The organism is Rhodococcus sp. MurmanLake-1, assembly GCF_056945715.1.
Map to the genome: position 1 here is coordinate 1 of NZ_JBWZNF010000059.1, position 901 is coordinate 901.

Consider the following 901-nt stretch of genomic DNA (forward strand, 5'->3'; position numbering starts at 1 on the left):
TGGCGGTCCCGACCGGGGTCGAACCGGCGATCTCCTGCGTGACAGGCAGGCATGTTAACCACTACACCACGGGACCATTTGGTTGCGGGGACAGGATTTGAACCTGCGACCTTCGGGTTATGAGCCCGACGAGCTACCGTGCTGCTCCACCCCGCGATGATAAAATATTTACTTTAGAAAAAATGGAGGAGGTAGAGGGATTCGAACCCCCGCGCGACTCTCGCCGCCTGTCGGTTTTCAAGACCGATCCCTTCAGCCGAACTTGGGTATACCTCCGAGACATATACGTCTAATGGTGGACCTTGTAGGACTCGAACCTACGACCGGACGGTTATGAGCCGTCTGCTCTAACCAGCTGAGCTAAAGGTCCTTTATGGTAGCGGCGGAGGGGATCGAACCCCCGACCTCACGGGTATGAACCGTACGCTCTAGCCAGCTGAGCTACACCGCCATAAATGATATTAATATAAGTGGAGCCTAGCGGGATCGAACCGCTGACCTCCTGCGTGCAAGGCAGGCGCTCTCCCAGCTGAGCTAAGGCCCCATGTTTTTTAGGAATATCGGGAAGACAGGATTTGAACCTGCGACCCCCTGGTCCCAAACCAGGTGCTCTACCAAGCTGAGCCACTTCCCGTTAATAAAAGCGCGCCCGAGAGGAGTCGAACCCCTAACCTCTTGATCCGTAGTCAAACGCTCTATCCAATTGAGCTACGGGCGCATATGGTGCCGAGGGCGGGGGTCGAACCCGCACGGTGGTCACCCACCGCAGGATTTTAAGTCCTGTGCGTCTGCCTGTTCCGCCACCCCGGCATGTCATATTGAAAATTGGAGCGGAAGACGGGATTCGAACCCGCGACCCCAACCTTGGCAAGGTTGTATTCTACCACTGAACTACTTCCGC

At 56.0% G+C, this 901-nt stretch carries 10 tRNA genes; all 10 read right to left on the reverse strand.

Features of this window, described 5'->3' with window-relative positions:
* Positions 1-76, reverse strand: a tRNA-Asp gene (locus tag AC2ETI_RS32580).
* A 3-nt stretch (positions 77-79) separates the two neighbouring features.
* A tRNA-Met gene (locus tag AC2ETI_RS32585) sits at positions 80-156 on the reverse strand.
* A 27-nt stretch (positions 157-183) separates the two neighbouring features.
* A tRNA-Ser gene (locus AC2ETI_RS32590) sits at positions 184-276 on the reverse strand.
* Between the two features lie 17 nt (positions 277-293).
* Positions 294-370, reverse strand: a tRNA-Ile gene (locus AC2ETI_RS32595).
* Positions 371-374: 4 nt separating this feature from the next.
* Positions 375-451 (reverse strand) — tRNA-Met (locus tag AC2ETI_RS32600).
* A gap of 20 nt (positions 452-471) precedes the next feature.
* Positions 472-544 (reverse strand) — tRNA-Ala (locus AC2ETI_RS32605).
* Between the two features lie 16 nt (positions 545-560).
* Positions 561-634: transfer RNA gene (locus AC2ETI_RS32610), tRNA-Pro, on the reverse strand.
* 10 nt (positions 635-644) lie between these two features.
* Positions 645-718 (reverse strand) — tRNA-Arg (locus tag AC2ETI_RS32615).
* Between the two features lie 3 nt (positions 719-721).
* Positions 722-810 (reverse strand) — tRNA-Leu (locus AC2ETI_RS32620).
* Between the two features lie 16 nt (positions 811-826).
* Positions 827-901 (reverse strand) — tRNA-Gly (locus tag AC2ETI_RS32625).